Origin of the sequence: Microbacterium sp. NPDC090007 (assembly GCF_044748345.1) — a bacterium.
Classification (GTDB): Bacteria; Actinomycetota; Actinomycetes; order Actinomycetales; family Microbacteriaceae; genus Microbacterium.
The window spans coordinates 635,713-662,471 of record NZ_JBIVFV010000001.1 but is presented as its reverse complement, the minus strand read 5'-3'; the positions used below and the strand labels follow the sequence as shown (position 1 = coordinate 662,471).

Annotated in this window: 24 protein-coding genes; 14 read left to right on the top strand and 10 right to left on the bottom strand. The window is 71.8% G+C overall.

Translation table 11 applies throughout. From position 1 onward, the window contains the following. The first annotated feature begins 46 nt into the window (after window positions 1-46). Entirely contained in the window at window positions 47-1,261 is a 1,215-nt protein-coding gene (locus ACIPVB_RS03100) for an amidohydrolase (protein ID WP_400366874.1), read from the top strand. A gap of 119 nt (window positions 1,262-1,380) precedes the next feature. Here the strand turns inward: ACIPVB_RS03100 and ACIPVB_RS03095 are convergent, their stop codons facing one another. Genes ACIPVB_RS03095 through ACIPVB_RS03085 form a run of 3 tightly spaced genes read right to left on the bottom strand, consistent with a single transcriptional unit; the run spans window position 1,381 to window position 4,545 of the window. Continuing rightward, entirely contained in the window at window positions 1,381-2,289 is a 909-nt protein-coding gene (locus tag ACIPVB_RS03095; RefSeq protein WP_400366872.1) for a carbohydrate ABC transporter permease, read from the bottom strand. Continuing rightward, window positions 2,286-3,251 (bottom strand): carbohydrate ABC transporter permease, encoded by a 966-nt coding sequence (locus tag ACIPVB_RS03090; RefSeq protein ID WP_400366871.1) that lies wholly within the window; start codon window positions 3,249-3,251, stop codon window positions 2,286-2,288. The genes ACIPVB_RS03095 and ACIPVB_RS03090 overlap by 4 nt, the downstream gene beginning before the upstream one ends. Then, window positions 3,244-4,545 carry an ABC transporter substrate-binding protein gene (locus ACIPVB_RS03085; RefSeq protein WP_400366869.1) on the bottom strand — a complete coding sequence of 434 codons (1,302 nt, stop codon included), beginning with the start codon at window positions 4,543-4,545 and terminating at the stop codon, window positions 3,244-3,246. Before ACIPVB_RS03085 ends, ACIPVB_RS03090 begins: the two co-directional genes overlap by 8 nt. Window positions 4,546-4,730: 185 nt before the next feature. On the opposite strand from ACIPVB_RS03085, the gene ACIPVB_RS03080 reads away from it, so the two are divergent. After that, window positions 4,731-5,606, top strand: a complete 876-nt coding sequence (locus ACIPVB_RS03080; RefSeq protein WP_400366867.1) for a neutral zinc metallopeptidase — start codon at window positions 4,731-4,733, stop codon at window positions 5,604-5,606. Window positions 5,607-5,897: 291 nt separating this feature from the next. Then, a complete protein-coding gene (locus tag ACIPVB_RS03075) occupies window positions 5,898-6,110 on the top strand; it encodes a hypothetical protein (protein WP_400366865.1) in 213 nt (70 codons plus the stop codon). Between the two features lie 165 nt (window positions 6,111-6,275). Here ACIPVB_RS03075 and ACIPVB_RS03070 read toward each other — a convergent pair whose 3' ends face one another. The 5 genes from ACIPVB_RS03070 to ACIPVB_RS03050 form a co-directional block, all read right to left on the bottom strand. Further along, window positions 6,276-6,863, bottom strand: a complete 588-nt coding sequence (locus ACIPVB_RS03070) for a copper resistance protein CopC (RefSeq protein ID WP_400366863.1) — start codon at window positions 6,861-6,863, stop codon at window positions 6,276-6,278. A 2-nt stretch (window positions 6,864-6,865) separates the two neighbouring features. Next, window positions 6,866-7,612 carry a YcnI family protein gene (locus ACIPVB_RS03065; protein WP_400366861.1) on the bottom strand — a complete coding sequence of 249 codons (747 nt, stop codon included), beginning with the start codon at window positions 7,610-7,612 and terminating at the stop codon, window positions 6,866-6,868. 65 nt (window positions 7,613-7,677) lie between these two features. Continuing rightward, on the bottom strand, window positions 7,678-8,262 hold the full coding sequence (locus ACIPVB_RS03060) for a hypothetical protein (protein ID WP_400366859.1): 585 nt from the start codon (window positions 8,260-8,262) through the stop codon (window positions 7,678-7,680). A 643-nt stretch (window positions 8,263-8,905) separates the two neighbouring features. Beyond that, window positions 8,906-10,159 carry a wax ester/triacylglycerol synthase domain-containing protein gene (locus ACIPVB_RS03055; RefSeq protein WP_400366857.1) on the bottom strand — a complete coding sequence of 418 codons (1,254 nt, stop codon included), beginning with the start codon at window positions 10,157-10,159 and terminating at the stop codon, window positions 8,906-8,908. A gap of 135 nt (window positions 10,160-10,294) precedes the next feature. Beyond that, on the bottom strand, window positions 10,295-11,386 hold the full coding sequence (locus ACIPVB_RS03050) for a VanZ family protein (protein WP_400366856.1): 1,092 nt from the start codon (window positions 11,384-11,386) through the stop codon (window positions 10,295-10,297). A gap of 66 nt (window positions 11,387-11,452) precedes the next feature. On the opposite strand from ACIPVB_RS03050, the gene ACIPVB_RS03045 reads away from it, so the two are divergent. Then, entirely contained in the window at window positions 11,453-12,301 is an 849-nt protein-coding gene (locus ACIPVB_RS03045) for a serine hydrolase domain-containing protein (protein WP_400366854.1), read from the top strand. A 113-nt stretch (window positions 12,302-12,414) separates the two neighbouring features. Beyond that, window positions 12,415-14,508, top strand: coding sequence for an APC family permease (locus ACIPVB_RS03040; RefSeq protein WP_400366852.1), 2,094 nt, complete (start codon window positions 12,415-12,417; stop codon window positions 14,506-14,508). A gap of 120 nt (window positions 14,509-14,628) precedes the next feature. On the opposite strand, the gene arfB is transcribed toward ACIPVB_RS03040, so the two are convergent. Next, a complete protein-coding gene (gene arfB / locus ACIPVB_RS03035; RefSeq protein WP_400366850.1) occupies window positions 14,629-15,057 on the bottom strand; it encodes an alternative ribosome rescue aminoacyl-tRNA hydrolase ArfB in 429 nt (142 codons plus the stop codon). A gap of 333 nt (window positions 15,058-15,390) precedes the next feature. Here arfB and ACIPVB_RS03030 point away from each other — a divergent pair, with 333 nt between their 5' ends. The 7 genes from ACIPVB_RS03030 (at window position 15,391) to ACIPVB_RS03000 (ending at window position 23,532) form a co-directional block, all read left to right on the top strand. Continuing rightward, complete coding sequence (locus ACIPVB_RS03030) at window positions 15,391-15,552, top strand: hypothetical protein (protein WP_400366849.1); 162 nt, start codon at window positions 15,391-15,393, stop codon at window positions 15,550-15,552. Next, window positions 15,552-15,641, top strand: coding sequence for a K(+)-transporting ATPase subunit F (gene kdpF, locus ACIPVB_RS03025; protein ID WP_074696280.1), 90 nt, complete (start codon window positions 15,552-15,554; stop codon window positions 15,639-15,641). The genes ACIPVB_RS03030 and kdpF overlap by 1 nt, the downstream gene beginning before the upstream one ends. 14 nt (window positions 15,642-15,655) lie before the next feature. After that, window positions 15,656-17,326 (top strand): potassium-transporting ATPase subunit KdpA, encoded by a 1,671-nt coding sequence (gene kdpA, locus ACIPVB_RS03020; protein WP_400366847.1) that lies wholly within the window; start codon window positions 15,656-15,658, stop codon window positions 17,324-17,326. 2 nt (window positions 17,327-17,328) lie between these two features. Further along, window positions 17,329-19,482 carry a potassium-transporting ATPase subunit KdpB gene (gene kdpB, locus ACIPVB_RS03015; RefSeq protein ID WP_400366845.1) on the top strand — a complete coding sequence of 718 codons (2,154 nt, stop codon included), beginning with the start codon at window positions 17,329-17,331 and terminating at the stop codon, window positions 19,480-19,482. 11 nt (window positions 19,483-19,493) lie between these two features. Further along, window positions 19,494-20,084, top strand: coding sequence for a K(+)-transporting ATPase subunit C (kdpC, locus tag ACIPVB_RS03010; RefSeq protein WP_400366844.1), 591 nt, complete (start codon window positions 19,494-19,496; stop codon window positions 20,082-20,084). A 257-nt stretch (window positions 20,085-20,341) separates the two neighbouring features. Continuing rightward, window positions 20,342-22,864 (top strand): ATP-binding protein, encoded by a 2,523-nt coding sequence (locus tag ACIPVB_RS03005; RefSeq protein ID WP_400366842.1) that lies wholly within the window; start codon window positions 20,342-20,344, stop codon window positions 22,862-22,864. Then, window positions 22,861-23,532, top strand: a complete 672-nt coding sequence (locus ACIPVB_RS03000; RefSeq protein WP_400366840.1) for a response regulator — start codon at window positions 22,861-22,863, stop codon at window positions 23,530-23,532. The genes ACIPVB_RS03005 and ACIPVB_RS03000 overlap by 4 nt, the downstream gene beginning before the upstream one ends. A gap of 453 nt (window positions 23,533-23,985) precedes the next feature. Here ACIPVB_RS03000 and ACIPVB_RS02995 read toward each other — a convergent pair whose 3' ends face one another. Then, window positions 23,986-24,462, bottom strand: a complete 477-nt coding sequence (locus tag ACIPVB_RS02995; RefSeq protein WP_400366838.1) for a hypothetical protein — start codon at window positions 24,460-24,462, stop codon at window positions 23,986-23,988. 292 nt (window positions 24,463-24,754) lie between these two features. Here ACIPVB_RS02995 and ACIPVB_RS02990 point away from each other — a divergent pair, with 292 nt between their 5' ends. Next, window positions 24,755-25,996: an aminotransferase class V-fold PLP-dependent enzyme gene (locus tag ACIPVB_RS02990; RefSeq protein WP_400366837.1), complete on the top strand. Its 1,242-nt coding sequence runs from the start codon at window positions 24,755-24,757 to the stop codon at window positions 25,994-25,996. Continuing rightward, entirely contained in the window at window positions 25,993-26,448 is a 456-nt protein-coding gene (gene sufU, locus ACIPVB_RS02985) for a Fe-S cluster assembly sulfur transfer protein SufU (protein WP_400366835.1), read from the top strand. Before ACIPVB_RS02990 ends, sufU begins: the two co-directional genes overlap by 4 nt. Window positions 26,449-26,759: the final 311 nt, after the last annotated feature.

Here is a 26,759-nt window from a genome sequence, read left to right as displayed (position 1 = left end):
GGCGGCCCCGGGACCGCGCGGGGCGGCGCTGACTAGGCTCGGACGCATGAGCGTCGACCTCGAGAGCCTGTACACCGACCTGCACGCCCACCCCGAGCTGTCGTTCCAGGAGACGCGGACCGCGGGGGTCATCGCACGCCACCTCGCCGAGCTGGGCCTCGAGGTCGAAGAGGGCGTCGGACGCACGGGGCTGGTGACGACCGTCCGCAACGGTGACGGTCCGGTCGTCTGGCTGCGCGCCGACATGGACGGCCTGCCCGTCGAGGAGCAGACCGGACTCGCCTACGCCAGCACCGCGCGCGGCACCGACCCGGCCGGCAACGCCGTGCCCGTCATGCACGCGTGCGGCCACGACATGCACGTCACCGCTCTGATCGGCGCGCTCGAACGACTGGTCGCCACGACCGACGAGTGGTCGGGCACGATCGTCGCCGTGTTCCAGCCGGCCGAGGAATACGGTGCCGGGTCGCAGGCGATGATCGCCGACGGCGTGCTGGAGCGCTACCCGAAGCCCGACATCGTGCTCGGTCAGCACGTCACCCCCCTGCCGGCCGGGGTCATCGGCGTGCGCCCGGGCACGCAGATGGCGGCCTCGGACGGCCTCACCGTCGTGCTGCACGGCCGCGGTGGACACGGCTCGCGCCCCCACTCCACGATCGACCCCGTCGTCATGGCGGCCGCGACCGTCATGCGTCTGCAGACCGTCGTCTCGCGCGAGGTCGACCCGCGCGACGTCGCCGTCGTCACGGTCGGCTCCATCCACGCCGGGCTGAAGAACAACATCATCCCCGCCGAGGCCAGACTCGAGTTGAGCCTGCGCTACCCCGACGACGCCGCGCGCGAGCGCGTGATGAGCAAGGTCGAACGCATCGTCCGGGCCGAGGCCACGGCATCCGGAGCCGAGAAGGAACCCACGATCACCACCGACCACTCCCTGCCGCCGACCATCAACGACGTCGACGCCACCGCGCGGCTCAGCGACGCGTTCCGGCGCGCGTTCGGCGAGGGCGCGGTCGTCGACCCGGGCATGTTCACCGGCAGCGAGGACGTGTCGTGGTTCGCTCGCGGGTCGGGCGCACCGCTGGTGTTCTGGTTCTGGGGCGGAGTCGACCCGCAGAAATTCGCGGATGCCGCGGCCGGCGGCACCATCGAACGCGACATCCCCACGAACCACTCGCCGTTCTTCGCCCCGGTGCTGCAGCCCACGCTGGATCGCGGGGTCGAGAACCTGGTCGTGGCGGCGCGGGAGTTCCTCGCCTGACGCCCCCCCCCCGGCATCCGTCCCCTTCGCGCACCTCAGGGGCAGACACCTCCGTTGAGCGTCCACGACACGCCGCTCGATGCTCGCGTGACGCGGCGTTTCTTGGACACTCAACCGCGTCACTTGATGCCGCTGCGGGCGAATCCCGCCACGAAGTACCGCTGGAACACCAGGAACACGATCGCGATCGGTACGACGTTCAGCAACGCGTACGCCATCGTCGCGCCGTAGTCGCTGCCGAACTGTCCCTGAAGGTAGAGCAGTCCGATCGGCAGGGTGAACAGCCGGTTCTCGCGCAGGGCGATCAGGGGCCAGGCGAAGTCGTTCCACGACGACAGCAGGCTCATGAACACCAGTACCGCGATCAGCGGCTTCGACAGGGGCAGCACCACGCGCAGGAACGTCTGCACGTGGCCCGCGCCGTCGAGGCGTGCGGCCTCGATCAGTTCACGGGGGATGCCGAGCATGAACTGCCGCGCGAGGAAGAGCCCGAACGCCGAGGCCGACACCGGCAGGATCACCGCCCAGTACGTGCCGTAGAGCCCGGTCGCGGTGACGATGCGGAACAGCGACACCATGATCACCTGCACCGGCAGCACGAGGGTGGCGAGCGCGATGAAGAACAGCGCGGTCGATCCCCGGAAACGCAGCTGTGCGAACGCGTAGCCGGCGAGCAGGCTCGTGCTGACCGAGATGAGGGTGACCACCACGGCGATCGCCACCGAGTTGCCGAACCAGGTCGCCACGGGGAACGAGGCGAACACGCGCTCGAAGTTCTCGACGGTGACCTCGCGCGGCCAGAGGCGCAGGTCGCGACCGCCGAGCAGCTCGGCGCGCGACGAGAAGGCGACCGCGAGCATCCAGTACAGCGGCGAGACCGCGGCCAGACCGACGATCGCGACGATGATCGTGCGCACGACGATCCCCCCGCGTCGCGACCGATTCGCGGCACGGCGACCCGGGGTCACTGCCGGCGGGGAGAGCGGGGACGCGGATGCCGTGGCATCCAGGCGCTCATCGATGCTCACTCGACCACGTCCTTCGTGCGGGAGGCGCGGTACTGCGCCGCGGCGAACACCAGAGCGAAGACGAAGAGCACCATGCCGATCGCGGCCGCATACCCCTGATCCCGCGTGACGAAGCCGGTCTCGTAGGCATACGTCACGAGCACCGAGGTCGCCCCCGCCGGCCCGCCGCCGGTGAGCACGAACACGATGTCGAACACCTGGAACGAGAAGATGACGTTCAGCACCACCAGGAAGAACGACGTGGGTCCGAGCAGCGGGATCGTGACGTTGCGGAAGCGCTGCCACCGGTTCGCCCCATCCAGGGTCGCGGCCTCGTAGAGGTCGGGGCCGATCCCCTGCAGTCCCGCCAGATAGATCAGCATGTTGAACCCGGTGCGCCACCAGACCGTCGCGAGCACGATCGTCGCGAACGCCGGCACCGGGTCGGACTGCCAGGTGACCGGTGAGAGCCCGACGGCGCTCAACAGGCGGTTCAGGATGCCGGAGTTCTGGTCGAACACCAGCACACCGATCAGTGCGGTGGCCACGCCGGACACCGCCATCGGCAGGATCAGCAGCGACCTCCAGAGGGGCCGAGCCGGAAGCGCGGTGTTCAGCAGCGTCGCCGCGATCAGCCCGAGCAGCATCGACAGGGGCGTCACCAGCAGCGTGAACAGCACGGTGTTGCCGAGCGCCCGCCAGAACAGCGGGTCGCCCACGAGGCGCGCGTAGTTGTCGAGACCGGTGAAGGTGCCGTCGCCGAACCCGTCGGTGCGCTGCAGACTGACGACGAACGCCCCCACCAGCGGCACGAGCACGAACACCAGCAGCAGCAGATAGTTCGGAGCGATGAACCCGTAGGCCGCGAGCGCCTCGCGGCGCGCGCCCGGGCGGCGGGGGCGCATCCGCTCCCCCGAGCGCCCCGGTCGCGCCCGACTGCCGGACTGATCGACCCCGGGTCGCACGACCGCGGTGTCAGCCACCGGTGGCCGCTCCGATACCGGACTGCATGTTGGTCACCGTGGTCGCGGCATCCTGGGCGCCCGTGAAGGCGAGATCGAGCTGCTCCTTCAAGACCGGGATGATCGCCGACATCGACGGGCTCGCGACCTGGGCGACGTCCTGCGGCTGCACGAGCGCCGCCTGTCCAGCGAAGACCGGGGCGAGCTCGGGGCGCACGTCGAATTCGAGCTGGTCGTTCAGCAGGTCACCGCGCGTGGGAAGAAGGGATGCCGCACGGCAGAAGTCGCGCATGGGCCCGGCATCGGTGACGAACTCCAGGAACGCCGCGGCCAGCTCGGGCTGCTGCGTGTTCGCGGTGGCCACGAGCGCGTTGCCACCGAAGTCGCTGCCCGCGCGGACGTTTCGCGGAGCGTAGGTCGCCGTCCATTCGAAGTCGGCCGTGGTGTCGGCATCCGGGATCTGGAAAGCCCCCGACCAGACCATCGCGACCGACTGCGAGAACCACGACTCCGCCGCGTAACTGGATGAGGCGATCGTGTTGTTGGCGGGGACGTAGTTCTTGGTGAAGAACGAGCTCGAGAACTCCACGGCCTCACGCGCCGCATCGGAATCGATCGCCGGGGTCTTCTGATCGGACTCCAGGAATGCTCCGTCGGACTGGAAGAGCAGGCTGAGCCAGCGGGTGACGCCGTTGCCCTGCCAGTTGTACGCCCACGGCCAGCGGTCGGCGGGGAGCCCGGCGCGCAGGCGCTCGCCGAGCGCGTCGAGCTGGTCCCAGGTCCAGGCGTCATCGGGCGAGGTGGGGATCTCGGACGCATCGATCCCGGCCTGGCGGAACAGGTCGAGGTTGACCAGGATCGCCGACGTGTCGGTGTGGTGCGGCAGGCCGAACGTGCCGTCGCCGTTCTGCACCGCGGCCCACGCCTGCGGGGTGAACTGGCCCTGGCGGTCGGCCGACAGCAGGGGCTTGAGGTCGAGCAGCTGGCCCCGTCCGGCGTACGCCCCGAACGTGTAATACGGCACGCGGAAGACGTCGGGCGGATTGCCCGCCTGCAGCTGCGCGTCGATGTTGGTGAACATCTGCTCGTAGGGCACGGCGTTGAGCTCGATGGTCGAGCCCTCGTTCGCAGCCTCGAACGCGGCGATGGCCGCACGGAAGCCGGCGAGTTCGGCATCCGTCCCCCAGGTGGTGAACGTCAGGGTGCCCTGGCGTCTCTCGGCGGGGGCGGACTGCACGAAACCGCAGCCGGCGAGCAGCAGCGGGAGGGCGAGGGCCCCGGACCCGGCGAGGAACGTACGGCGTGTCACTGTCATGGCAATTCTCCGTTGGTCGACTCGAAAGGCGGACGCCGGGGCCGCGCTGCCCTTCGCGGGAGACGGTACGCCCGCGCGTGGGCGATACCCGGGGGTTGCGCAGCGCGCGTCCGTCTGCCGCACAGCCCGCACGCCCGACGTCCAGCCCCCTGCGCTCGCTCATCCGCGGGGGTACGTTCGCGTCTGTGACCTTCAACGACAACGCCCGCGTGGGCGGCAACACCGCCCGCCGACGAGGAGGCACCGTGGCCGCCGTGGGCGGCGGTGCGGTGGGCATCGGCGGCATCGTCGTTCTGCTCATCTCGCTCTTCACGGGCACCGACCTGGGCGGCCTGCTCGGCGCCGGCGGTGCCCCGGCCGCTCCGCAGAGCGGGGGCGAACGCGTCGCCAGCTGCGAGACCGGGGCGGATGCCAACACCGACGACGACTGCCGGCTGGCCGCCGCCTCGCTGAACATCGACCAGTTCTGGCAGGAACGGCTCGAGGGGTACCGGCCGCCGCAACTGATCATCGTGGACGGATCGACCTCGACGACGTGCGGCACCGCCTCGAACGCCACCGGACCGTTCTACTGCCCGCCCGACGAGACGGTGTACGTGGACCCGACGTTCTTCGCCATCCTGCGCGAGCAGTACGACACGACCGCGGGTCCCCTCGCGCAGCTGTACGTGCTCGCCCACGAATACGGCCACCACGTGCAGAACCTCATCGGTGTGATGCAGCAGTACCCGAACGACGGGACCGGGCCGGACAGCAACGGCGTGCGCACCGAACTGCAGGCCGACTGCTTCGCGGGCGCCTGGGTCGCCGCGGCGGGCGAGGCCGTCGACGGGAACGGCACGCCCTACCTCGAACCCCCCACCGACCAGCAGATCACCGACGCACTGTCGGCCGCCGCCGCCGTCGGCGACGACCACATCCAGGCCGAGTCCGGGGGAACGATCAACCCCGAGAGCTGGACCCACGGCTCGAGCGAACAACGCCAACGCTGGTTCGACACGGGCCGGCAGGGCGGCGTCGATGCCTGCGACACGTTCGCGGTCGACGGCGCGACCCTCTAGCCCGCGGCATCCGTCCGGCCGAGGGGACGACGACCTCGGGCTGCGCGATCGCCGTCGCTCTCGGGCTGAGCCGGTGGAGCCGGCCCTCACCGACGCGGTCGTTGCGAGCAACCCGATGCGGCCCGGAGCACGGCGACCGGACCGTTCGCCGGGGACACCGGGATCCGCTCCGTCGCCTGGGCGGATTTGGGCGACCGGGGAGCGCTGCGGTCGTGCGAGCGGGAACGGCTTCGCACCGGTCTCCGCCTCACGAGGGAGGTCCGACGCTCCGTGCGCTCATAGCGTGGAGGCATGGCCGCGAAAGAGAACCCGCCCGCGTCGGCGACGGTCTGGTATTTCATCGCGGCGGTGTTCCTGTTGACGCTCCCGGGGATGCTCTTCCCCGACCTGTCGTGGTGGGCGCGCGTCGCCGCGATCGCGGTCGGCGGGGCGCTCATCGCCATCGGCATCGGCCGCCTGCGGAACGAGGCGTCCGACCCGGACGATCGCAGCGTGGACGAGTGAGGGGCCGCCCCAACGGCCTCCACGACCGCTCGAACGCGTGAGCTCGCTCTCTACGTGGGAACGACGGGCGACATCGAGTCGGACATCCCGGCACGCCGACCGACGAGCGCCGACCGTGGATAGGGCGGGCCCGGGATGGGCGATCGGCCCCTCACCCGACCGGGGTCACTCCTCGCGGGGACGCGACCGCACGATGAGGACGACGAGCACCCCGAGCAGGACGATCACCGCGCCGCCCGCGAGCAGGCCGATCGTCACGCCGGAGGGCCCGCCGCCGTCCGCCGCGGCCGACGTCGTCTCGGGCGCGGCGGTCGCTCCTGCCGCGCTGGCGCACACCGAGGCATCCGTGCCACCGGATCTGCTCTCCCCCGTGTAGGTGAAGGGGATGGCCCCCGAGACCGGGTGACCGTCGGACGAGACCGCGCGCCACTCGACGGTGTAGTCGCCGGGCTCGCCGAGAGCGACCGGCAGGGTGAGTGTCGGACCGGCGAGGCCGACGCAGTCGCTCTCGTAGTGGCGTCCGTCGGGGCCGAGCACGATGACGATGTTGCCGCCGTCGTAGCCGAGCAGGTTGGCGCTGAAGTCGAGCGTGACCTCGTCGAGCACCGCGACGCTGTCGCCCGACGCGGGGTTCGACGACACGAGGCTGTCGTGGGCGGATGCCGCCACCGCCCCGCCCAGGGCGGCGGCCGTCGCCGACGCGACGACCACCACCCCGGCCAGAACCCGACGCAGCGTGTTCCGGGAACGCACGCTCAGCCGCGCTTCGGGCGACGCGCGAACGCGAGGGCGCCGAGCACCGCGCCACCGGCCGCGACGACGAGCGCCGCGATGCTCAGACCCAGGGCCACGCCCGAGGAGTCGTCACCGGCGGAAGACGTCGCAGCGGCGTCGTCCATCGCGGGAGCAGCCGACGCGGTGCCGTGCGCGCCGTGGCTGTGCTCCGCGCTCGGCGGGGTGTCGTTGATGTAGAGCACCGGTGCGGGCTCCAGGGTGTCGTCGGCGGCGACCTCGTCGGGCGTCGCCGCCCAGTCCACGACCTCGCCGTCCGAGTACGTCTGGGCGGCGGGGAGCACGAGGTGGCCCGTGTCGGGGATGGGGCCGAGGACGGCCGAGAACATCTGGAACTGATCCTGACCGATACCCACCCCGGGGTCGGCCTGCCACACGATCTTGAGCGCGGCATCCGTGATGGTGTTGCCCTCGACCTCGACCGGCGCGGGCAGCGCGCCCTTCTCGACGGTGGCGGTCCAGCCCGGGACGGGCTCGACCAGCACCGCGCTCAGCGGGGTGTCGGTGGGCAGGTCGACCTCGAGCTTGACGGTGGAGGCCGTCTCGGACTCGGTCGGCACCCGGAAATCGACGGTGGCGTAGCTGCCGGGAGTGGCGGTGGTGGGGTTGACGGTGACGTGCGCCGACGCCGCGAGGGGCGCGGCGATCGCGAGGGCCGCACCGGCGGTGAGGCCGACGAGGGCACGACGAAGGGTGGTCTTGCGGGACATGGTGCTGCTTTCTGGAAGGGCGCACGCCGGAGAGGCGCTTCACGCGCGGAGGAGGGGTCGAGGTGTCACGCCGCGCGCGGCGGACCCCGATGCCTCATCGGCGACAACACCGTCATCGCCCTCGTCAGCAGCAGCGGCTCCGGCGCCGGGCGCACGGCGTCCGTCTGCACACCGAGACCACGGAAGGGTCGCAGCACGGCCAGAACGGCGACGACGAAGCCCGCGATCGCTCGCAGGGCCCGTTCGCCTCGGCCCAGTGCCGCGATGGTCACGGCCGCCGCGAACGCGTGCGCCACCCACATCCACGGCGAGTGCGCGACGTGCGCGGGGGCGACGGCATCCCACGCGATCACGGTCGGCCCGTGATGGGACGCGGCCGCGGCGCCGCTCGCCGTCAGGTCGAGGGCCAGGATGCCGTGGAACAGCGCCTGGCTCAGCACCACCGCGGTCGACAGTCGCCACCACGACATCGTGCGGCCGGCCAGCAGCACGCACACGGGCGTGGCGAGGCAGAGTGCCACGGCGATGTTGACCGCGGAGGGGAGGTGGGAGTCCACCGCCCCGTGCGAGACGGTGGCCAGGAACGTCGCGACGGCGGCCGCGGCGATACCCCGGCCCGCGCGCTGAGCGCGTCCTGCTCTCGACGACATGCGACTCCTTCCCCTTCAGCCTATGCGGCGTCCGGGCGGGGCTCGCCGGCGGTGCTCCGCCGTCGAGACGAGTCGGGGCGGCGCGGGCCGTTTCGGGCGGCGCGCGGCGGGGGCGCGGGGCGGTGGGGGCGTGCGGCGCGGCGGGGGCGTGCGGCGGGGGCGTGCGGCGCGGCGGGGGCGTGCGGCGGGGGCGTGCGGCGCGGCGGGGGCGTGCGGCGCGGCGGGGGCGTGCGGGCGGTGGGGGCGTGCGGCGCGGCGGGGGCGCGCGGGCGGCGGGGGCCGCGGCGCGGCGGGGGCGTGCGGCAGGGGCGTGCGGCGGGCCCGGGCGTGCACAACGGCAGGGGACATCCCCGACACGCCGGCACCCGGCATCCGGCGACGGCGTGTCGAACACCATCCCCGCCGTTGTGCACGCGGGTCACGGCCACCCTGCACCGCCGCTCGCCCCCCACCCCGCCCGTGGTCGAGCACGCGACACGGCCGAGGTCAGACCACCCCGCGACCCCGCCGAGTCAGGCCACCCCCGCGACCCCGCCGGGGTCAGGCCACCCCGCGACGCGGCACCTCAGCGACGCGGCACCCCAACGACGCAGCACCCGCGCGACACGGCCGAGGTCGGGCCGCCCGCGCGACGCGGCCGGGCTCAGGCCGATGCGGCCCGCAGCGCCTCCCAGGCGTCGTGGGCGGCGTCGGCCAGCAGCTCGACGTCGGGGACCGCGACCGGGTCGACGCAGAAACCCACGCCGAGCCAGCGGTCGTTCGAGATCGCCGCGACTCGCAGGGCGTGGCGCGGGGCGGGTTCCGACGACGTGTAGACGTGCGCGACGCGCCGTCCGGCGACGGCGACGGCGACGCGGGGTCCGGGCACGTTCGAGATCGCGAGGGCGAACTCGCGCGGGTCGTCGGCGAGCGCCCGCGCGGCGACCCCGACGGGTCCGGCCGCGGCGAGCGCGTGGAAGAGCTCGTCGAGGGAGCGGGCGTCGTGCCCCGTCTTACGTCGGCGGGACTGCGCGCTGAGCAGGTCGAGACGCCGCAGGTCGTCGGGCTCGCGCAGGTGGAGGTCGAGGTCGACGAACGAGTCGCGGTTTCCGGATGCCGCGGCGTCCTCGCCCCGCTCGTGCAGGCTCACCGGCACCTGGGCGTTGAGCCGCGGAGTGTGCCCGTGATGGAGGAGGCGACGGCGCAGCGCGCCCCCGACGACGGCGAGGAGCACGTCGTTCACGGTCGCGTGCTGCGCGCGTGAGGCGCCGACGGCGTGGGCCTCGGCGAGCGGCACGTCGACGAAGGCGAGGGCGCGGCGTGCCGTGATCGGCCGGTCGAACGGCGACCGGGAACCGGGGTGTCCGAGCTCGCGGGCCAGGGTCTGCGGCATCCGCTCCCATTCGCTCCAGCGGGTCGGTCGCGTCTGCGGGTCCCGCACGCCGACGTCGTGCGCGGGCGCGTCGTGCGGTTCGAACACGACGCTCTCGAGGAAGCGCACAGCCGTCAGCCCGTCGGCGAGCGCGTGGTGCAGGCGCACGGCGAGGGCCTCTCGTCCGTCGTCGAGCGGGCCGATCAGATCGATGCTCCACAGGGGGCGCGAGCGGTCGAGCGGCTCGGACATCAGCTCACCGACCACCGCGCGCAGCTCGGCCGCATCCGCCGCCGCGCGGCGCCTGACGTGGTGCGCGAGGTCGGGGGCACCGGCATCCGCCCACGACGGGACGCCCTGCTCGTCGACGACGACCTGGCGCCCGCGGGGGAACGCGGCCAGCCTGTCGGCGACGCTCGCGCGCAGCGCGTCGAGGTCGAGCGCCGCCCCCGGCTCGAGCACGAGGAGCTTGAGGGCGTGCCCGCGCACGACGGCCGACTCCAGCGCGAGGATGCGGGCGTCCGCGGCCGACAGCGGCTCGTTCATGCCGCAACGGTAGCGGTCGGCGGGGTGCCCGGTCACGTCGTTTCGCCGACCGCCCGGCCATGCGTTCGGCACCGCACGCGCGCAGGTCGCCGGGGCAGATGCCGCTCACCGTCACGGCCGGTTCTGAGACGCGCGTCAGCGGAGCGGGTCGTGACCGTCCACGGACGGGCTCACCACCCCCGCGCGATCATCGACCAGACGACGCCGGCCGATCCAACCGGTGAGGCCGCGACCGTCGCGCCAGACGAAGAACAGCGCGGCGGTGGCGAGGGCGAGCATGAGCGACGTGAGCGACCACGGGTTCGGAAGGGCGGCGAGCAGCACGTACGCCCCCGCACCGGTGGCGAAACGCAGGGGCCGCGCGATCCAGCGGGGAAGGACGCCGTCGGTGAACCTCACGCGGGTGGCGAGGTCGCCGACCGAACGCCCGGTGACCAGCACCACGACCGCCCACAGCGTCACCGAGACGACCGTCCCGGTGACGGATGCCGGCCCCGAGGCCGCGGACGAGATCGCGTCACCGGCCAGCACCGCGAGCACCGCCTGCACCATCGTCGCGACCGCGAATCCGACCAGCCAAATGCCCACCACGTCGCAGACGATGCCGAGAAGACGGCGTCGACGGGTCACGGGACGGGGGTCTTCGGCATCCGGAGCCACCGCCGCTCCCCGGTGCCGCGCCGGCACCGTGAAGGCGATGAGCGAGCCCAGGAGCGCTCCGCCGGTGTTGGCTATCAGGTCGTCGACGTCGAAGACGCGGTAGGCGCACGGGAACAGGCCCCAGGCGCCGGTGAGCTGCGTTGTCTCGATCAGGCTCGACGCGAGGAACCCCGCCAGGCCGGCGACGACGATGCCCCGTCCGCCGAGCACCCGCAGGAAGAAGCCGAGCGGAACGAACAGGATCACGTTCAGGGCCACCTGCAGCACGACCGGGTCGGTCAGGTACCGCCCCGACACCGCGACGGCAGCACGGACGTCGTCGACGAAGGCGAAGGGCTGCAGGTTGGTGCCCGCGCAGGTGTAGACCTGCGAATCGGGCAGGGGAATGAGCGTGTACGTCCAGATCGCCCAGAAGTACACCGCCGCTCCCGCCCACAGCAGCGAACGCCAGAGCGTCAGTCCGCCGCGACGGCGATAGCTGATCGCGACGAACGGCACGAAGGCCAGCACCGCCACCAGGGCCCCCGCGAAGACGGCCAGCAGGCCCGAGCGCACGATGGAGTCCACTCGGCGAGCCTATTGAGGCATGAGCGGCGCGCCGGTCGATTGCCCACCGCGCCGTAGCCTGACAGCATGACCCTCGCCGACGCCCTGCGGGACGAGCTCGTGGCCCGCATCGACGAGACCGGCTTCGATGCCCACGGTCTGCACGTCCGCGCGGGCGCGAGCGAGGCGACGCACCGCTGGACGCCCGACGTCCGCGAAGAGATCCACTCCGTCGCCAAGGCCGTCGCCGTTCTGGCCGCGGGCATGGCCGCCGACGAAGGACTCGCGGATCTCGACGAGCCCGTGGCCCGTTTCGTTCCCGCGGTCTCGGACGCGACGCTGAGGGACCTGCTCTCGATGTCGAGCGGCGTCGACTTCCCGTACTCCGAGACGATGATGAGCGACTGGCCCGACCTGGCCGAGGAGTTCCTGTCGCGACCCTCGCGGGGTCGCGTGTTCCAGTACTCCAACGCGAGCACGTACACCGCGATGCACGTGCTGTCGCAGCGCATCGGCGACGTCGAGGAGTTCCTGCGCCCGCGCCTGTTCGCGCCGCTCGGTCTCGACGAGGTGTCGTGGCGGCGCTGTCCCCTCGGGCGGGTGCTCGGCGGAGAAGGGCTCGCGCTGCGGACGGACGAGATGGCGCGCCTCGGTCTGCTCATCCGCGATCGGGGCGTCTGGGACGGCCACCGCCTCGTGTCATCCGGGACGGTGGATGCCATGCACTCGGGCTGGATCGACACCGGGAGCACCACCGACGGGTACCGTCGATACGCTCTGGCCGGGTGGGACGGGCCGGGGGCCGTGTGGCGCCTGCACGGGGCCTACGGCCAGCTCGTCGTCTTCGCCGCCGACGCGGTCGTGACGGTCTCCGCCGACGATCACGCGGGCGCTGATGCGGTGACCGCTTTCATCGCCCGGACCACCGCTCGGTGAAGGCTGCTCGGGATGCCGGCAAGACGGCATCCGGTGCATCCGTTCGGCACGGGCGGAGGACCGGACGATGAACGTCGCGCACCTCGGATTGCGCCCCGCGTCCAGGGGGCGTAATGTCGCGCGCCGTGACTGACGAAAGTCGCGTTGACGGCGAAGAGACGCCGATCGCGAAACGCATCCTGATCGGCGAGCCCCTCACCTCCGAAAAACTCGACGAGCAGCTCCTGCCCAAGAAGATGGCGCTGCCCATCTTCGCCTCAGACGCCCTGTCCTCGGTGGCCTACGCCCCGCAGGAGCTGCTGATGATCCTGCTGATCGGCGGGACGGCACTACTGACCCTCAGCCCCTGGGTCGCGGTGGCCGTGGTGACCCTGCTGGTCGTGGTGGTGCTCAGCTACCGTCAGCTCATCAAGGCCTACCCCTCGGGCGGTGGCGACTACGAGGTCGCCAGCAAGAACCTGGGCGAGGTGCCGGGCGTGGTGGTGGCCGCCGCCCTGCTCGTGGACTACGTGCTCACGGTCGCCGTGTCGGTGGCATCCGGAGTCGACAACATCATCTCGGCGCTGCCCGCCCTCAACCCGTTCCGCGTCGAGATCGCCGTCGGCTTCGTCATCCTCATCGTGATCGTGAACCTGCGCGGCGTGCGCGAAGCGTCCAGCGTCTTCGCCGTCCCGACCTACATCTTCATCGGCTCCGTGGCCCTGATGATCGTGGTGGGCCTCGGCCGGGCCGTCGCCGGCGACGCCCCCCACGCCTCGAGCGCCGACTATGGCGTCCAGGCCGAGTCGCTCACCCAGGCCGCGTTGATCCTGCTGATCCTGCGCGCCTTCTCGAGCGGCTGCTCCGCCCTCACGGGCGTGGAGGCGGTGTCCAACGGCGTCCCCGCGTTCCGGATGCCGAAGATCCGCAACGCCCAGACCACGCTCACCATGATGGGCGGCATCGCCATCATGCTGTTCGCCGGCCTCACCGCGCTCGCGCTGATCGCGGGGGTGCGGTACGCCGAGAACCCCTGCAACCTCATCGGATTCGACTGCGTCAACAACCCCCAGCCGAGCCTCATGGCCCAGGTCGCCGCGGCCACGTTCGGCATGGGCAGCATCCCGTTCTTCATCATCCAGGCCGCCACCGCGTGCGTGCTGCTGCTGGCCGCCAACACGGCGTTCAACGGCTTCCCGCTGCTGGGCTCGGTGCTCGCGCGCGACGGCTACGCGCCCAAGGCGCTCAACACCCGCGGAGACCGCCTGGTCTACTCCAACGGCATGATCATCCTGGGCATCGTCGCCATCGGCGTGCTGATCGTGTACCAGGCCAACCTCACGACGCTGATCCAGCTCTACATCATCGGCGTGTTCGTGTCGTTCTCGCTCGGTCAGATCGGCATGGTCCGGCACTGGCGCCGCGTGCTGCGGGGGTTGAAGGACCTGCCCCCCGAGGCGGCGAAGCAGCAGTCGGCGGCGATCGAACGCCGCTCGGCGATCTCGGGCCTGTGGATCAACTCCGTCGGCGCCGGGATGACCGTGCTCGTGCTGCTGATCGTGACGGTCACCAAGTTCACGCACGGGGCCTGGTTGGTGTTCATCGCCATCCCCATCCTCGCCGTGCTGATGATCGGAGTGAACCGCTACTACCGCGACGTCGAGCACGAGATCCGCATGGACGACGACGTGCACTTCGGCTCGTCCGGCGACGTGGCGATCGTGCTGGTGAACCGGCTGCAGAAGCCCGTGATGAAGGCGATCGACTACGCCCTGGCCGCCAACCACGACAAGACCCTCGCGGTGCACGTCGCCATCACCGACGAGGACGCCGCCCGGCTGCAGAGGGAGTGGGCCGAGCACGACATGCCCCTGCCCCTGGTGATCATCGACTCGCCGTACCGCACCTACAGCTCGCCGGTGTCGACGTTCATCAAGAAGTACCGCGAGAACAACGGCTCGGCCGTCGTCACGGTCTATCTGCCGCAGTTCATCGTGGGCCACTGGTGGGAGTCGATCCTGCACAATCGCCGCTCGCGCCGTCTCGCCCAGCAGCTGATGCTGGTGCACGGTGTGTCCATCACCCTCGTGCCGTGGTTGTTGGATTCGTCGGAGCTCATCTACGGCCGCCGCTCGCGCCCCCTCCCCGGTCAGTCGCGCAGCGGTCGGCCGGTCGCCGAGGTCCCGGCACAGCGGGTGAAGAAGACCCCGCCTGGCCCGGCATCCTGAGCCGACCCGGGGACACGCCCGCCCGGCCCGCGAGACTGCATCGCGCTGACAACTCGGCGACATCCTGCAACCGAGATGTCAGCGGCGTGCAGTCTCGCGCGAAAAGCGCCGGCGCCCGACTCAGTCCGTCGGGCGCCGGCGCATGCGTTTCACGTCGGTGCGGCGCTGCTTGGATCGCAGCCGACGCTCGTGCGAGCCGCGCGTCGGCTTGGTGGGGCGGCGCGGCGGCGCCGGGGGGCGCACGGCCTCGGCCACGAGCACGGCGAGCCGCGCCCGCGCGGCGTCGCGGTTGCGCAACTGATTCCGGTGCTCCGACGCCACGATGGTCAGCACGCCGTCGACGAGCCGAGCGCCGAGACGGCCGACGACCCGCTCGCGCTGGACGGGGGAAAGGACGGCGGATGCCACGACATCCCACATCAACTCCGCCCGTGAGTCGGCGGTGTTCACACCCTGACCGCCCGGGCCGGACGAGCGGGAGAACCGCCACGACAGCTCGGCCACGGGGATCACGAGTTGCGCGCTCACGCGCACATCACCATCGGCCATGACTCCATCATGCGCGCTCGTCGCCGCCGCTGTCGCGCGGCTCGGCGCCGAGCCAGCATCCGCCTGAGGAGGACGGCAGCCGGCACCCGAGGTGTCAGCGGGTCACCGTCTCACGACCAGAGGACCCACTCGGGCACCGTACCCGGCTGGCGCGAGACTCCACACGGCGGGCCGCACAGCCGACGCGTAAGCGATGCGTATGCGTCCGTAAGCGACCCGTAGGGAAAACGTGAGGGACCGCGGATGCCGCCGCCCGGCGGAGTTGTATCGACCCACGTGCCGCCCCGCGGCGCCCGCGGTTCCGCCGCGGACACACCCGAATCTGGAGTCGTCGTGCTCGATGCCGTCTTCCTCGCCGTGACCGTCGCGTTGTTCGCGCTGGTCGCCCTCGTCGCCAAGGGGGTCGAGAAGCTCGCACCCGAGGGCCGCACCTCGCCCGCTCGCGCCACCAGCCCTTCCGCCCCCGCGGCCCGACGCGACGGGGGCGAGCGCTGATGATCTTCTTCTCGATCCTCGCCGCCGTGCTGGCCGTCGCCGCCGTGGTGTACCTCGTGGTCGCCCTTGTCCGACCGGAGAAGTTCTGACCATGGATGCCGGAATGATCTGGTCCATCGTCCTGACCAGCCTCACCCTCATCGTCGCGCTGGGCCTGACCTACCGCCCCCTCGGCGACTACATCGCCCGCGTCTACACCGGCGAGCGCGACCTGGCCGTCGAACGCGGCACCTACCGCGTGATCGGCGTCGACCCCCGCAGCGCCCAGACCTGGCAGGCCTACCTGCGCTCGGTGCTGCTGTTCTCGTTCGTCAGCGTCGTGTTCGTGTACGCGATCATGCGTCTGCAGGGCGTGCTGCCGTTCTCGCTCGGTCTCGACGCCCCCGGCGAGGCCCTGTCGTTCAACACGGCCGTCTCGTTCGTCACCAACACGAACTGGCAGGCCTACTCCGGTGAAGCCACCCTCGGCTACACCGTGCAGTTCGCCGCCCTCACCGTGCAGAACTTCGTCAGCGCCGCGGTCGGCATCGCCGTCGCCGTCGCCCTCGTGCGCGGCTTCGCGTATCGACGCAGCGGCGTGATCGGCAACTTCTGGGTCGACCTGGTGCGCGGCACCTACCGCCTGCTGCTGCCGTTCTCGATCGTCGCCGCCGTCGTGCTGCTCGCGGGCGGCGTCATCCAGAACCTGTCCGGGTTCACCGACGCAACGACCATCGCGGGGGCGGCGCAGTCGATCCCCGGCGGACCGGTCGCCTCGCAGGAGGCCATCAAGCTGCTCGGCACGAACGGCGGCGGCATCTTCAACACCAACGCCGCGCACCCGTTCGAGAACCCGACGCCGTGGACGAACCTGTTCGAGATCTTCCTGCTCCTCGTCATCCCGTTCGCGATGCCGCGCGCCTTCGGCCGCATCGTCGGCGACGACCGTCAGGGCTACACGATCCTGGGAGTCATGGCCGCGATCTTCGTGGCGTCCAACGCCCTGGTCGCCTGGGCGGAGCTCGCCGGAAACGGCACCGCCCCGATGCTCGCCGGCGGCGCGATGGAGGGCAAGGAAGTGCGCTTCGGCATCTTCGGCTCGACGCTGTACGCCGCGTCGACCACCCTCACCTCGACCGGGTCGGTGAACTCGATGCACGACAGCTACACGGCACTGGGCGGCATGGTGCCGATGGTCAACATGATGCTCGGCGAGGTCGCCCCCGGCGGCGTCGGCGCGGGTCTGTACGGCATGCTGATCCTCGCCGTGATCGCGGTGTTCGTCGGCGGACTGCTCATCGGTCGAACGCCCGAGTACCTCGGCAAGAAGATCGGGCCCACCGAGATCAAGCTCGCGAGCCTGTACATCCTCGTCACGCCCACCCTGGTGCTGGCCGGAACGGCCCTGAGCTTCGCGGTCCCCGGCATCCGCTCGGATGTCGAGAGCACGTCGATCTGGAACCCGGGTGTGCACGGACTGAGCGAGGTGCTCTACGCCTTCACCTCGGCGGCCAACAACAACGGCTCGGCTTTCGCGGGCCTGACGGCCAACACCCCGTGGTTCAACACCGCCCTGGGCGTGGCCATGCTGCTGGGTCGATTCCTGCCGATCCTCTTCGTCCTGGCTCTCGCGGGTTCTCTCGCAGCCCAGGATGCCGTGCCCTCCACCGCCGGCACCCTGCCGACGCATCGCCCGCAGTTCGCGGGTCTGCTCGCCGGCGTCGCCGTCATCGTCACGGCTCTCACCTACTTCCCGGTCCTGACCCTGGGACCCCTCGCTGAAGGACTCTCCTGATCATGTCCGCCACATTGACCCACGAACCGGCTCCCGCCGAGGCGGCCCCGGCCCCGCGCCGCGCGTTCAGCGCCGCGCAGATCGCCGCCGCCCTCCCGGGGGCTGCGAAGAAGCTCAACCCCGCCGCCCAGTGGCGCAACCCCGTCATGTTCCTGGTCTGGGTGGGCGCGGCACTCACCACCCTCATCGCGATCGCCGAGCCGTTCATCGGCGGCGCCGACGGATCTCTGCCGTTCGGCTTCACCTGGGGCATCGCGATCTGGCTGTGGCTCACGGTGTTCTTCGCGAACATCGCCGAGTCGGTCGCCGAAGGCCGCGGCAAGGCGCAGGCCGCGACTCTGCGCAAGACCCGCACGACGACCTCGGCCCGCCGCGTCGTGTCGTACGACGAGAAGGCCGATGCGTCGGCATCCCGTGCCGCCACCGAGGACGTCCCCTCGGGCGACCTGCGCATCGGCGACATCGTCCTGGTCGAGACGGGTGAGCTCATCCCCGGCGACGGCGACATCGTCTCGGGCATCGCGACGGTCGACGAGTCGGCGATCACCGGCGAATCGGCCCCCGTCGTGCGCGAGTCCGGGGGCGACCGCAGTGCCGTCACCGGAGGAACGCGCGTGCTGAGCGACCGGATCGTGGTGAAGATCACGTCCAAGCCCGGCGAGACGTTCGTGGACCGCATGATCGCGCTCGTCGAGGGCGCCTCGCGTCAGCGCACCCCCAACGAGATCGCGCTGAACATCCTGCTCGCGAGCCTGTCGATCGTCTTCGTCGTGGTCGTCCTCGTCCTGAACCCGATCGCCTCGTACGCGGCATCCCCCGTGTCGATCCCCGTTCTCGTGGCGCTGCTGGTGTGCCTCATCCCGACCACGATCGGCGCCCTGCTGAGCGCCATCGGCATCGCGGGCATGGACCGCCTCGTCCAGCGCAACGTCCTGGCGATGTCGGGCCGCGCCGTCGAGGCCGCGGGAGATGTCACGACCCTGCTGCTGGACAAGACCGGCACGATCACCTACGGAAACCGCCGCGCCTCGGCTTTCGTGCCCATGAGGGGCGTCGGCACCCCCGAACTCGCCGAGTTCGCCTCGCTGTCGTCGCAGGCCGATCCGACCCCCGAGGGCGTCTCGGTGGTCGAACTCGCCGCGGCGCAGGGGATCGTCGCCGACATGCCCCGCGGAGCGGAGTCGGTGCCCTTCACGGCCCAGACGCGCATGAGCGGTCTCGACCTGGCCGACGGCACGCAGGTGCGCAAGGGCGCGAGCTCGGCCGTGCTCGCGTGGCTCGAATCCTCGGGCAGCCCGATCGCTCCGGCACTGCGGGCGCAGCTGATGAGCGAGACGGATGCAATCGCCCAGTCCGGCGGCACTCCGCTCGTGGTCGCGACGTGGACCGCGGCGGGCGCGAACGGCGCGGGCACGGGCCGCATCCTCGGCGTCATCCACCTCAAGGATGTCGTCAAGGACGGTCTGCGCGAGCGCTTCGGCGAGTTGCGCGCGATGGGGATCCGCACCGTGATGATCACGGGCGACAACCCCCTGACCGCCAAGGCGATCGCCGCCGAGGCCGGTGTCGACGACTTCCTCGCCGAGGCCACCCCCGAGGACAAGCTCGCCCTCATCCAGCGCGAGCAGGAGGGCGGCAACCTCGTCGCCATGACCGGTGACGGCACCAACGACGCCCCCGCCCTGGCGCAGGCCGACGTGGGTGTCGCGATGAACACCGGCACGTCGGCCGCGAAAGAGGCCGGCAACATGGTCGACCTCGACTCCGACCCCACCAAGCTGATCGACATCGTGCGCATCGGCAAGCAGCTGCTCATCACCCGCGGCGCGCTGACCACCTTCTCGCTGGCCAACGACATCGCGAAGTACTTCGCGATCATCCCGGCGATGTTCATGGGGGCGTTCCCCGGGCTCGCGGTGCTCAACATCATGCAGTTGTCGTCCCCGGCATCCGCGGTGCTCAGCGCGATCATCTTCAACGCGATCGTCATCATCGTGCTGATCCCCCTCGCCCTGCGCGGCGTGAAATACCGCGCGGCGAGTGCGTCGAGCATCCTCAGCCGCAACCTGCTCGTGTACGGGCTCGGCGGCGTCCTCGTCCCCTTCATCGGCATCAAGCTCATCGACCTCGTCGTGAGCCTGCTCCCCGGCTTCTGAAAGGCCCCGTCATGCGCACCACCTTGCGTACCACCGGCGTCGCCGTCCGCGCGATGGCCGTCTTCACCCTGCTGCTCGGCGCGGGCTACATGCTGCTGATCACCGCGATCGGTCAGATCGCGCTGCCGTTCCAGGCGAACGGGTCGCTGGTCCGTTCCGCCGACGGGGCCGTCACCGGCTCGCAGCTGATCGGGCAGTCCTTCGCGGATGCCGACGGCAACGCGCTGCCGGAATACTTCCAGTCCCGTCCCTCGGCGGCGGGCGACGGGTACGATTCCACCGTCTCGAGCGGATCCAACTGGGGGCCCGAGAACGAGGACCTGATCGCCGCGATCGAGGAGCGCACGGCCGCCTCGGTCGAACTCGACGGCTCGGGGTCGATCCCCGCCGACGCCCTCACCGCATCGGCGTCGGGCCTCGACCCCGACATCTCGGTGGCCAACGCCGAGCGTCAGGTGGCCCGTGTCGCCCAGGCCCGCGGAATCGCGGCCTCGGAGGTGCAGGCCCTCGTCGCCGAGCACACGATCGGCCGCGACCTGGGGTACCTCGGCGATCCGCGCGTCAACGTCCTGGAGCTCAATCGCGCGCTCGACGCCCGCTGAGCGAGGAGAATCAGGGACATGCGTATGCCCTCCGCCGCCGTCGCGCCGCCCGCGCGGCGGCGGCGCCGTGCGCCGCGGGGCTTCCGCCGCGCCGTCGTGCTCGCGCGCGCCGCCGTCGCCCCCGGCCGCCGCCTCTGCTCCCCCGCAACTTTCGGTCACCGCACCCCCCACCACACGACGAAAACCCACGGGGGAACAGCGACGCCCCCCAATCCCCGCCGCGCAACACCGGCGACGCCCACCCCCCGGAGCCTCGCGTGAAGCGCGGGCGGCTGCGCGTGCTGCTGGGAATGGCACCCGGCGTGGGAAAGACGTACGAGATGCTCGAAGAGGGGCGTCGCCTGCGCGACGAGGGGCGTGACGTCGTCATCGCGATCGTCGAGACCCACGGACGCGCCGCCACGGCGGCCCAGGCCGAGGGTCTCGAGGTCATCGCGCGCCGGCCCCTGGATCATCGCGGCGTCGCGCTCGACGAGATGGACCTGGATGCCGTCCTCGAGCGGCATCCGCAGATCGCGCTGGTCGATGAACTGGCGCACACCAACGTCCCCGGCTCGCGCAACGACAAGCGCTGGCTCGACGTCGAGGAGCTGCTGGACGCCGGCATCGACGTCATCACGACGGTCAACGTCCAGCACATCGACTCGCTCAACGACGTCGTCGAGAAGATCACCGGGGTGTCGCAGCGCGAAACGGTCCCGGATGCCGTGGTGCGCTCCGCCGAGCAGATCGAGGTCGTCGACCTGGCACCGCAGTCGCTGCGCGACCGCCTCGCGGCAGGTTCGGTGTACCCGGCGGAGCGGATCGATGCGGCCCTGTCGAACTATTTCCGCCTGGGCAACCTGACCGCCCTGCGCGAACTCGCCCTGCTGTGGCTCGCCGACGAGGTCGATTCGGCCCTGCAGCGGTATCGCTCCGAGCACGGTATCGAGGGGTCGTGGCAGGCGCGCGAGCGCGTGGTCGTCGCCCTGACCGGTGGTCCCGAGGGCGAGACGCTGCTGCGCCGCGGGGCGCGCATCGCCGCTCGCTCGGCGGGTGGCGAGCTGGTCGCCGTGCACGTGTCGACGCAGGACGGCCTGCGCGCGAGCGCCCCGGGCGCCCTCGCCGAGCAGCGCGCGCTGGTCGAGACGCTGGGCGGCTCGTACCACCAGGTGGTCGGCGGGGATCCCGCGACCGCCCTGGTCGACTTCGCTCGGTCGGTCAACGCGTCGCAGCTGGTCATCGGCGTGAGTCGTCGTGGCCGCGTCGCCGCGGCTCTCACCGGCCCGGGCATCGGCGCGACCGTCATCCGCCTGTCGGGTGACATCGACGTGCACATCGTCAATCACGCGCGCGCCGGCGGTCGTTTCGCCCTCCCCCGCCTGACCGGCACCGCGCTCAGTGCGAAGCGTCGCATCCTGGGCTTCGTCACCGCGATCCTCGGCGGGCCGCTCATCTCGCTGCTGCTGCTGTCGACGGGTTCCGACGACTCCATCGCCGCCGACGTGCTGGTGTACCAGCTGCTCGTCGTGGTCGTGGCACTGATTGGCGGCATCTGGCCGGCGGTGTTCGCCGCGGTGCTCTCGGGCTTCACGCTGAACTTCCTGTTCATCGAACCGCTCTACACCGTCACGATCAGCAGCGCCGCGAACACGATCGCCCTGGTGCTGTACGTGATCATCGCGACTCTGGTGAGCATCGTCGTCGACCAGGCCGCCCGCCGAGCCCGCGCCGCCCGCCGTGCCGCGGCCGAGGCCGAGCTGCTGGCCACGGTCGCCGGCAGCGTCCTGCGCGGCGAGAGCGCCGTGCCGGCACTGGTCAGTCGCGCGCGCGAGGCCTTCGGGCTCGCGGGTGTGCGGCTGGTCCAAACGGATGGCCGGGTCCTGGCGACCGACGGCGAGCCCGTGCGCGACGGGCGTCAGGTCACCCTTCCCATCGGCAACGGGCGGGCCACGCTCGAACTGCACGGCGGCGATCTGGACGCGAGCGAGCGCCGCCTGCTCGACGTCATCGTCGCGCAGTTGTCCGCCGCTCTGGAGCGCACCGACCTGGCCGAGACCGCCGCCGAAGCGGGAGCCCTCGCCGAGACCGATCAGGTGCGCACCGCCCTGCTCTCCGCGGTCAGCCACGATCTTCGACGCCCCCTCGCCGCCGCCGTCGCCTCACTCGGCGGTCTGCGCGCCGCGGGCGAGAGCCTGTCGGCCGACGACCGGCGCGAACTGCTCGAGACCGCCGACGAGAGTCTCGCGACCCTGTCCGTCCTCGTCACCGACCTGCTCGACGTCAGTCGCGTGCAGGCGGGCGTGCTGGCGGTGTCGCTCGCCCCGACCGACGCCGCCGGCGTGGTGCTCATGGCCCTCGACGAGCTCGATCTGGGGCCCGACGACGTCGAACTCGCGCTCGACCCCGACCTGCCCTCGCTGCGCGCCGACCCCGTTCTGCTGCAGCGCGTGCTGGTCAACGTGCTCACGAACGCCCAGCGCTACACACCCGACGGCGAGCGCGTCCGCATCGCGACGAGCCGACTGGGCGGGACCGCCGAGATCCGCGTCATCGACCACGGTCCCGGTATCGCCGCGGACCGTCGGGAAGACATGTTCTCGCCGTTCCAACGTCTGGGCGACACCGACAACACCGCCGGTCTCGGCCTCGGCCTGGCCCTCTCGCGCGGATTCGCCGAGGGCATGGGCGGCACCCTCACCCCCGAAGACACCCCCGGCGGCGGCCTCACCATGGTGATCGCACTGCCGATCCAGAGTGCGGATGCCGCGGCATCCATCACCCCCAGGAGCATCGCGTGAAGATCCTCATCGCCGACGACGACCCCCAGCTGGTGCGAGCCCTGCGCATCACCCTGGCCGCGCACGGCTACGACGTCGTCGCCGCGGCCGACGGGGCCGCAGCGATCACCCTCGCCGCGCAGTCCCACCCCGACATCGTGCTGCTGGACCTCGGGATGCCGCACCTGGACGGCGTGCAGGTGATCCAGGCGCTGCGCGGCTGGACGACCGCACCGATCGTCGTGGTCTCGGGCCGCACCGGGTCGGCCGACAAGGTCGAGGCGCTGGATGCCGGAGCCGACGACTACGTCACCAAGCCGTTCCAGATCGACGAGCTGCTCGCCCGCCTGCGGGTGCACGGGCGTCGGACCGTGCCCACGAGCGGGGAGTCCACCGTGCGCTTCGGCGACGTCGAGGTCGATCTGGCCGCCAAGGCCGTGCTGCGCGGGGGGACGCGGGTGCACCTCACCCCGACGGAGTGGCGGATGCTGGAGTTCCTGGCCCGCAACCCCGGGTCGCTGGTCACGCGTCAGACGCTGCTCAAAGAGATCTGGGCGAGCGAGCAGGTCGCGGACTCGGGATACCTGCGGCTGTACATGTCGCAGCTGCGCAAGAAGCTCGAGGCCGACCCGTCGGCGCCGGTGCACCTGCTGACAGAGCAGGGGATGGGGTACCGGCTGGTGGTCTGAGGCGCGGCCGGGGACGCGGCGCGGGGAGCGGGACCGAAGTCCCGAGAAAGCTGAACGCCGACCGGGCCGGGCGACGACGCGCACACCCGGGACGGGGTCCCGAGACGGCGGGTCGGCGGGCCCCAGGGCCGGGACGCCCCAGGGTCGGGCCGCACTCCGGCGACGCCGGGTCGGCGGGCCCCCGGGCCGGGACGCCCCAGGGCCGGGACGCACTCCGGCGACGCCGGGTCGGCGGGCCCCCGGGCCGGGACGCCCCAGGGCCGGGACGCCCCGGGGCCGGGCGGGACTCCCGAGAAACCGGGTCGCCGGCCCGTGGACGCGTCGGTTCTGCCGTCGCCGACCCGAAAAGTCAGGAGTTTCGCTCGGCCTCGGCCCCGTCGTCGGTCGCGCACGCCTCGAACTCGGCTTGCACGCGGGCGCAACGGCAGGCGTAGACGATCGAGTGCAGCAGCATCAGCGGACCTCGCCGACCGTGTGGCATCCGGGGCAGGGGACGGCGATCCGGTCGCCTACGCGCACGTCGCCGGGGAGCATCACGGTGCCGCACGGCTCCTCCCCATGGGCGTCGAGCACCGCGAACGGCTCGTCGTACGCGTGCGACACCCGTCCGAGCAGTCGCGCCTCGCGCCACACCACGTCGAGCCCTAGGACGCACGCGTCCAGCCGCACGGTGTCCGGCGCGGCATCCACCACCGTCGCCACGATCACGGTCGTCGACAGAACGGGGGATGCCGCCCCTCCCGACGCCGGGATCACCGCCGGCCCCGTGCACACGCACGGCGTGCCGCAGATGTCGGCGTAGCGGACGACCGACATCGCACGCACGGTGACGTCGTCGAGGGTGGGCGCCGAACCGGCGGGCCAGGCCGCGGCGTCGAACGGCGCCGGGATGCTGGCGCGGAGGGTCGGAAGGAGGGCCGTGAGGGTCATGGCATCCGGTCTACGCGCCGCGTGCGCGCGGATCGATCGTCCTCACGCTTCGCGAACGGCCCCCGCGCCGTTCCTCACCCTTCCCTCGCGCCCCCGCCCCCGCCCCCGCCCCGGGCCCCCCGCCCGCCCGCCCCCGCCCCGCACCCCGCGCCCCCTGAGACGCCGAGACTGCATCCGGCTGACATCTCGGTTGCAGGATGTCGCCGAGTTGTCAGCCCGGTGCAGTCTCAGCGCCCCGCGGGGGGCGATAGCCGACCGCGCCCGCCCAGCCGCCGCCGCGTAGCCTAGAGCGGTGACACTCCCCTTCGACGTGGCCGCCGTGCGCGCCGACTTCCCGATCCTCGAGACCGAGGTCGACGGCCACCCGCTGGTCTACCTCGACTCCGGCGCGACGAGCCAGAAGCCGCGTGCCGTGCTCGACGCCGAGCGCGACTTCCTCGAGCGAGCGAACGCCGCCGTCCACCGCGGGGCCCACACGCTCGCCGCCGAAGCGACCGAGCTGTTCGAAGACGCCCGCGTGACGGTAGCGAACTTCGTCGGCGCCGAGCCCGAGCAGCTCGTGTGGACGAGCGGCGCCACGGCCGGCCTCAACCTGGTCGCCGGCTCGCTCGGCTACGCCGGGCGCCTACGCGAAGGCGACGAGATCGTCGTGACCGAGGCCGAGCATCACGCGAACCTCATCCCGTGGCAGGAGCTCGCCGCCCGCACCGGCGCGCGCCTGCGCCACATCCCCGTGCGCGACGACGGCATGCTCGACCTGCACGCCGCCGCCGACCTCATCGGCGCGCGCACGAAGGTCGTCGCGTTCCCGCACGTCTCGAACGTGCTCGGCATCGTGAACCCGGTCGCCAAGCTCGTCACCCTGGCCCGTGGAGTCGGAGCCCTGACCGTGCTCGACGCGTGCCAGTCGGCGCCGCATCTGCGCCTGGACCTTCCGGCATCCGGGGTCGACCTCGCCGTGTTCTCGGGGCACAAGATCCACGGGCCGTACGGCATCGGGGCGCTCTGGGGCCGCGACGAGGTGCTCGAGGCGCTGCCGCCGTTCACCACCGGCGGGTCGATGATCACCACCGTCACCCTCGACCGTGCCGAATACCTCCCGCCGCCGCAGCGCTTCGAGGCCGGCACGCAGCCGGTGTCGCAGGCCGTGGCCCTCGCCGCCGCCGTCCGCTGGCTCGGCGCGCACGACCTCGACGCCGCGCGCGCGCACGAGGCCGCTCTCGAGACGCGCATGCGCGAGGGGCTGCGATCGATCGACGGCGTCCGCCTTCTCGGCGACACGGATGCCGCGGACCGCATCGCCCTGCAGGCGTTCGAGGTCGAGGGGGTGCACGCGCACGACGTGGGGCAGTTCCTCGACGCGCGCGGCGTCGCGGTGCGCGTCGGGCACCACTGCGCCCAGCCGCTGCATCGCCGTTTCGGCATGACGGCGTCGGTCCGCGCGAGCGCGGCGATCCACACGTCCGCGGCCGAGGTCGACACGTTCCTCGACGCCGTGTCGGGTGTCCGCGGGTTCTTCGGGGTGGGCGCGTGAGCGGGCTCGAGTCGCTGTACCAGGAGCTCATCCTCGACCACGCGAAGAACCGGCGGGGCTTCGGTCTCGCCGAGCCCGGCGCGCACAGCGCGACCGTCCACCAGCGCAATCCCGTCTGCGGCGACGAGATCACCCTGCGCGTCGACGTCGAGGGCGGCCGTGTGGCCTCCGTCACCTGGGAGGGCGCGGGCTGCTCGATCTCGCAATCCTCGGCATCCATGCTGGTCGCTCTTCTGCAGGAGGACGGCGGAGAAGAAGGGATGCCGATCGCCGACGCCCAGGCGCTGATCGCGCGATTCCGTGAGGCGCTCCGCTCGCGCGGCACGATCCCTCTCGACGAGGAGACGTTCGCAGACGCCGCGGCCCTGTCCGGGGTGTCGAAGTACACCGCCCGGGTGAAGTGCGCGATGCTCGCGTGGGTCGCGCTCGAAGAGGGGCTGCGCCAGGCCTGACGCCGCGGCATCCCCGCGTCGCAGAAGTGCACCATTGCCGGAGCGATCCGCGCAGATCCTCCGAGGATGGCGCCTTTCTCCGTGTGGAGGTCGGCGCGGAGGCGACGAAGAGAGGGCGGATGCCATGACCACCGGCGCTGGAGGATTCAGCGCCGCGCGGCACCCGCCGACGAGGGCGACCGCCGAGCCGCGGCACCCGCGGCACCCGGGCCCGTGCGCCACCCCGCGAAGTCGCCGCCGCCGGGACGCGCCCCACGCGCTCCCCACTCGACGAGAACGCTTCTCAACTGCGCGCTCACACGCCGCATCCA